Annotated in this window: 6 protein-coding genes; 4 read left to right on the top strand and 2 right to left on the bottom strand. The window is 61.0% G+C overall.

Annotated features, from left to right (window positions below):
* Both WBB85_RS09145 and WBB85_RS09150 read right to left on the bottom strand, forming a co-directional pair.
* Nucleotides 1-708, bottom strand: a 708-nt coding sequence (locus tag WBB85_RS09145; RefSeq protein WP_432638314.1) for a histidine kinase dimerization/phospho-acceptor domain-containing protein, incomplete at its 3' end; no start/stop codon positions are given.
* A gap of 68 nt (nucleotides 709-776) precedes the next feature.
* Nucleotides 777-1271: a HugZ family protein gene (locus WBB85_RS09150; protein ID WP_432638315.1), complete on the bottom strand. Its 495-nt coding sequence runs from the start codon at nucleotides 1269-1271 to the stop codon at nucleotides 777-779.
* A gap of 611 nt (nucleotides 1272-1882) precedes the next feature.
* Between WBB85_RS09150 and acs the strand changes: the two genes are divergently transcribed.
* From acs to WBB85_RS09170, 4 genes are all read left to right on the top strand, one after another.
* Entirely contained in the window at nucleotides 1883-3850 is a 1968-nt protein-coding gene (gene acs / locus WBB85_RS09155) for an acetate--CoA ligase (RefSeq protein WP_432638316.1), read from the top strand.
* Nucleotides 3847-4527 (top strand): adenylate kinase, encoded by a 681-nt coding sequence (locus tag WBB85_RS09160; RefSeq protein ID WP_432638317.1) that lies wholly within the window; start codon nucleotides 3847-3849, stop codon nucleotides 4525-4527. The genes acs and WBB85_RS09160 overlap by 4 nt, the downstream gene beginning before the upstream one ends.
* A 65-nt stretch (nucleotides 4528-4592) precedes the next feature.
* Nucleotides 4593-4850, top strand: coding sequence for a DUF4212 domain-containing protein (locus WBB85_RS09165; protein ID WP_432638318.1), 258 nt, complete (start codon nucleotides 4593-4595; stop codon nucleotides 4848-4850).
* Between the two features lie 15 nt (nucleotides 4851-4865).
* A partial coding sequence (locus WBB85_RS09170) for a VC_2705 family sodium/solute symporter (RefSeq protein WP_432638319.1) occupies nucleotides 4866-5762 on the top strand: 897 nt, incomplete at its 3' end.

The raw sequence follows: 5762 nt of genomic DNA on the forward strand, positions 1-5762 counted from the left end.
GTCACGGGCGGCATCGGCATCGGTCTCTTCACGCAGAAGCTGGCTGTGCCCCAGAAGGGCGTTGAGCGGTGTCCGGACCTCATGGCTCATCGAGGCGAGGAAGCGGGACTTGGCGCGGCTTGAATCGCTGGCTTCGGTGATGGCTTCGATCAGCCGGGATTGCGCGCGGTGGTTCTGCACCAGTGCGGACAGGAAATAGCCAAGCAGGGTGAGTGCCGCAGCCGTGGCAACGGCCGCGGACAGCGTTGCATCGGGTTTCATCAGATGCTGAAGCGATAGCCAAAGCAGGGCCGCTGCGGGGGGAAGGCCGCTGACAAGTCCCATCGGAAAGTGCACTGTCCGCACGACCGAAACATTGAGCAGGGCACCGATCAGCGACAGCACGCCAAGGAAACGGACCAAGGGATCGTCCATCTGCCACAGAACCAGAGCGGGGATGCTGTAGATCGTCAGCCCGAAGGCAGAGCTTGCCAGAAATGCCAGCCGCCGCCCCCGGCTTGGCGAGGCTTCGAAGGCCAGCAGCAGGCGTCGTTGCGGAACTTCTGAGCCAACGCAGAGCAGATAGACCAGAAAGACGAACCAGAACGGCAGGAAGAAGAAGAACAGGATGCAACTGATCGCCAGCCCGATCTGACGCGATACGAAATCCGCGTCGAGCCGTTGCCTTTGCCGGGATATCTCTTCTGTAAAGCGGATCGGGTCTGCCATAACTGTTCGTCGTAAGTCCCTAATGCGACAGGTCATAAACCGGGTCGATGGTCCCGCTCCGCGGAAATTCAGGTCACTTTAAGGTCATTCCTGTCAAGTGCATAGGCCTTACCGAACCCGGCATTGAGGTGAGCGGTCAGAATCTCGAAGCGGACAAGGTGGAAATCGGCAAAACCGACATAGAGGCGCGATTTCGGGTGCTGTGCCAGCCAGTCTTCGCGCAGGGCGGGACGTTCGGGGGCGTCGTCGGGAATGAAGTGGGCCCTGACCCGCAGTGTCAGGCGGGGATGGGCCATCGGGTCGCCCCTGGGTTTCGGGGCGGCGATCAGCAGCGATGCGCGCGGGTCCTGGCGCAGTACCTGCGTATGTAACGCGAGATCCGAGATGAGCGTGATCGGGGCTCCGTCCGGTGCAAGGCCGAAGGCAATCTGGCTGACGAAAGGCGCGCCGGTTTCCGGTTCGACTACGCCCGGCGCCGCAATGCGCGCGGTGGCGATGAGACCCGTCGCGATTGCGCGCGCTTCAGCATCGGTTTCGCGCAGTGGTGTGACTTTGTCGGCCATGTTGCCCCGGCGTGGTTGTGGCAGTCCTCAGACTGCGGGACCTTCGATCCGCCCTTGCCTTGGCGGGGCGGTCAGGGATGTCAGTTCCCGGCGAGGATGCTGCAAGCGTCGCTTAAATGAAACAGGAAGCTCGCGGTCCCGGTCGCTGGAGCAACTCCATGGTGCGGCATCAGAAGCCTGCCGGGGGCAGCAGCTGAAACGCAGTCCGATCCCAGCGGTTGGAGCGGCGAGATGCATCGCTGACCGTTTCCATTCGAATCGCAGAAAAATGCGGGCGCTAACGGGCAATCTGTGCCGGAAAACCGCTGAAATCGCTGTGTCCGCAGGCCGCGGCGCAATTAGCACCCTCCAAGGTCAGATCGATGTGTGTTCACCGTGTCGTGAACAGCCAATTGGTTGAAAAATCATGGCAAAAATGTGCCCGACAAAGCGTAATTTACAAAATTATCGGTATAAGTGTGAAAATATTTACAGAAAAATACAATGAAAAAAATAGGTTACAAATAAATGAATAAATAGTTTACAATATTGGCGATAGGGCTTTGATGGGGGCGGGCGGATCATGCGCCGAATTCCTCGGAAAGTCGGTACCTGACGTATGGAGGACAGCCATGGCGGCGCAGAACGCAACGGATGCAACGGCAAAGCGGGCGATCCCGTCGGGATTTGAAAAGGCTCATGCAACGCCCGACAGCTATGCTGCGAAATATGCCGCTTCGGTTAATGATCCCGTCGCCTTCTGGGGTGAAGAGGGCAAGCGGCTCGACTGGATCAAGCCCTATTCCAAGGTCAAGGATACCAGCTTCAAGTTCGGCGAAGTGTCGATCAAGTGGTTCGAGGATGGTGTTCTGAACGTTGCGGCCAATTGCGTCGACCGCCATCTTGCAACCCGCGCCGATCAGACCGCGATCATCTGGGAACCCGACGATCCGGCCACGCCAGCCCGCCACATCTCCTACAAGGAACTGGCCGATAACGTCGGTCGCATGGCCAATGTGCTGAAGGCCAATGGTATCGGCAAGGGCGACCGGGTCGTGATCTATCTGCCGATGATCCCCGAGGCTGCCTATGCGATGCTGGCCTCTGCCCGGATCGGGGCGATCCATTCGATCGTTTTCGCGGGCTTTTCGCCCGATGCGCTCGCGAACCGGATCAACGACAGCGAGGCAAAGGCCGTCATCACCGCCGATACCGCGCCGCGTGGCGGTCGCCGCACGGCGCTGAAGTCGAACGCGGATGCCGCCCTTCTGCATTGCGATGACAAGGTGAAATGCCTTGTCGTCAAGCATACCGGCGATCAGACGACCTGGATTGAGGGTCGCGATGTCGACGTTCTGGCCGGGATGGCGGATGCCAGTACCGTTTGCGCACCCGAGCCGATGGGGGCGGAAGACCCGCTCTTCATCCTTTATACGTCAGGCTCGACCGGCAAACCCAAGGGCGTCGTCCACACCACGGGCGGCTACCTTGTTTATGCCTCGATGACCCATCAATACACGTTCGACTATCACGACGGCGATATCTTCTGGTGCACTGCCGATGTCGGCTGGGTCACCGGCCATTCCTACATCGTCTATGGACCTCTGGCGAACGGCGCCACGACCCTGATGTTTGAGGGCGTGCCGACCTGGCCGGACGCGGGGCGGTTCTGGGCGGTGTGTGAAAAGCATGCAGTTAACCAGTTCTACACCGCTCCGACTGCCATCCGCGCCCTGATGGGGCAGGGGCCGGAATATGTCGAGAAATACGACCTCTCGTCGCTGAAGGTTCTTGGGTCGGTCGGGGAACCGATCAATCCGGAAGCCTGGATCTGGTATGACAAACATGTCGGCAAGGGCCGCTGCCCGATCGTCGACACGTTCTGGCAGACCGAAACCGGCGGCCATATGATCACCTCGCTGCCCGGCGCGATCCCGACCAAGCCCGGCTCGGCCACTTTGCCGTTCTTCGGCGTGAAGCCGGTGGTCCTTGATGCCGCGACAGGTGCGGTCCAGCGGGATACGAAGGCCGAGGGGGTCTTGTGCATCTCCGACAGCTGGCCCGGGCAGATGCGGACGCTCTGGGGCGATCATGAGCGGTTCCAGGAGGCGTATTTCACCCAGTACAAGGGCTACTACTTCACCGGTGACGGCTGCCGCCGGGATGAGGATGGCTATTACTGGATCACCGGCCGCGTCGACGATGTGATCAACGTGTCCGGTCACCGGATGGGTACGGCCGAGGTCGAAAGCGCCCTTGTCGCGCATGAGAATGTCGCCGAGGCGGCCGTCGTCGGCTACCCGCATGACATCAAGGGGCAGGGCATCTACGCCTATGTCACCCTGATGAACGGTGTGGAGCCCTCCGAGGATCTGCGCAAGGAGCTGGTGAAATGGGTGCGGACCGAGATCGGCCCCATCGCCTCACCCGACCTGATCCAGTGGGCGCCGGGCCTGCCAAAGACCCGTTCGGGCAAGATCATGCGCCGCATCCTCAGGAAAATCGCTGAAAATGACTATGGCGCGCTGGGCGACACCTCGACCCTCGCCGATCCGTCTGTGGTCGACGATCTGATCGACAACCGGATGAACCGGGTATGAGCGAGGTTCTCACAACACCCGCCGTCCTGATCCTGCTTGGCCCCCCCGGGGCTGGAAAGGGCACACAGGCGCGGATGCTGGAAGAACGCTTCGGCCTGATCCAGCTGTCCACCGGCGATCTCTTGCGCGCCGCCGTCGCCGAGGGCTCCCCTGCCGGTCTTGCCGCCAAGGCGGTAATGGAGACGGGCGGGCTGGTCAGCGATGAGATCGTCCTGGCGATCCTCAAGGACCGGATGGCAAAACCGGACGTGCAGGCGGGCGTCATCCTCGACGGTTTCCCGCGCACTGCCGGACAGGCCGCGGCACTTGACGGGTTGCTGGCCGAAAGCGGCCAGGACGTCACCGCCGCGATCAGTCTTGAGGTCGATGACGAGGCGATGATCGACCGCGTGGCGGGGCGCTTTACCTGCGCCCATTGCGGCGAGGGTTATCACGACACCCACAAGAAAACCGCCAAGGCGGGCACTTGTGACAAATGCGGCGGCACGGAATTCAAACGCCGTGCCGACGACAACGCCGAAACGGCGCGCGAAAGGCTGAGGGCCTATCACGCCGAGACGGCACCACTGATCGCGCATTATGACAAGTTGGGCGTGCTGAGGACGGTCGATGCGATGGGGTCCATCGCAGGGGTCGCCAAGGCGCTGAGGACAATCGTGAAAAGCGCGACGGAATAAGGGGAGGCCCGCATCCCGGGATGAGCCGGGGCGCGGGAGAACGAGGGAATTCAGGGAGTAAGACAATGGCGGACAAATCTTCGTCCAACGCCTATTGGGCAGCCAATATCCGGCTCATCAAGATCTGCTTGGTGATCTGGTTCGTGGTGTCCTTCGGCTTTGGCATTCTTCTGCGCCCCATGCTTTCGGGCATCGGCGTTGGCGGAACCGATCTGGGCTTCTGGTTCGCGCAGCAAGGCTCGATCATCGTGTTCCTCATACTGATCTTTTTCTACGCCTGGCGCATGAACAAGCTCGACGCCGAACACGGCGTGGAAGAGTAAGGGAGAGCAGGGACAATGGATCAGTTTACACTCAACCTGCTGGTGGTGGGCGCGACCTTCGCGCTCTATATCGGCATCGCGATCTGGGCCCGTGCGGGCTCCACATCGGAATTCTATGCCGCCGGGCGGGGCGTTCACCCGGTCATGAACGGCATGGCCACGGGCGCTGACTGGATGTCGGCGGCCTCCTTCATCTCGATGGCGGGTCTCATCGCCTTCGGCGGCTACGACACTTCGGTCTATCTGATGGGCTGGACCGGCGGTTACGTTCTGCTGGCGATGCTGCTTGCGCCCTATCTGCGCAAGTTCGGCAAGTTTACCGTGCCGGAATTCATCGGCGATCGTTTCTACAGCCCGACCGCCCGCATGGTGGCTGTCGTCTGTCTGATCGTCGCCTCGGTCACCTACGTTATCGGTCAGATGACCGGTGTCGGTGTGGCGTTTTCGCGCTTCCTCGAAGTGTCGAACACGACCGGCCTTCTGATCGGTGCTGGTATCGTGTTCCTCTATGCCGTTCTCGGCGGCATGAAGGGCATCACCTATACTCAGGTTGCCCAATATGTCGTGCTGATCACCGCCTACACTATCCCGGCCGTGTTCATCTCGCTGCAACTGACCGGCAACCCGATCCCGGGCCTTGGTCTCTTCTCGAACGACGTGGCCACCGGTCAGCCGATCCTGGCGACGCTGGAGGGGCTTGTGACCGATCTGGGCTTCAAATCCTATCTGGAGCAGTCGGACACCACGCTGAACATGTTCCTGTTCACGCTGTCGCTGATGATCGGCACCGCGGGTCTGCCGCACGTCATCGTGCGCTTCTTCACGGTTCCGACCGTCAAGGACGCTCGTTCGTCGGCAGGCTGGGCGCTTGTCTTCATCGCGCGTCTTTACCTCACGGCTCCGGCCGTTGCT

The sequence above is a fragment of the Albidovulum sp. genome (genome assembly GCF_049646345.1).
Lineage (GTDB): Bacteria > Pseudomonadota > Alphaproteobacteria > Rhodobacterales > Rhodobacteraceae > Albidovulum.

Excerpts from the sequence above, each read along its gene's own strand:
- WBB85_RS09150 (WP_432638315.1), bottom strand. The coding sequence starts at position 1,271 with ATGGCCGACAAAGTCACACCACTGCGCGAAACCGATGCTGAAGCGCGC.
- acs (WP_432638316.1), top strand. The coding sequence starts at position 1,883 with ATGGCGGCGCAGAACGCAACGGATGCAACGGCAAAGCGGGCGATCCCG.
- WBB85_RS09160 (WP_432638317.1), top strand. The coding sequence starts at position 3,847 with ATGAGCGAGGTTCTCACAACACCCGCCGTCCTGATCCTGCTTGGCCCC.
- WBB85_RS09165 (WP_432638318.1), top strand. The coding sequence starts at position 4,593 with ATGGCGGACAAATCTTCGTCCAACGCCTATTGGGCAGCCAATATCCGG.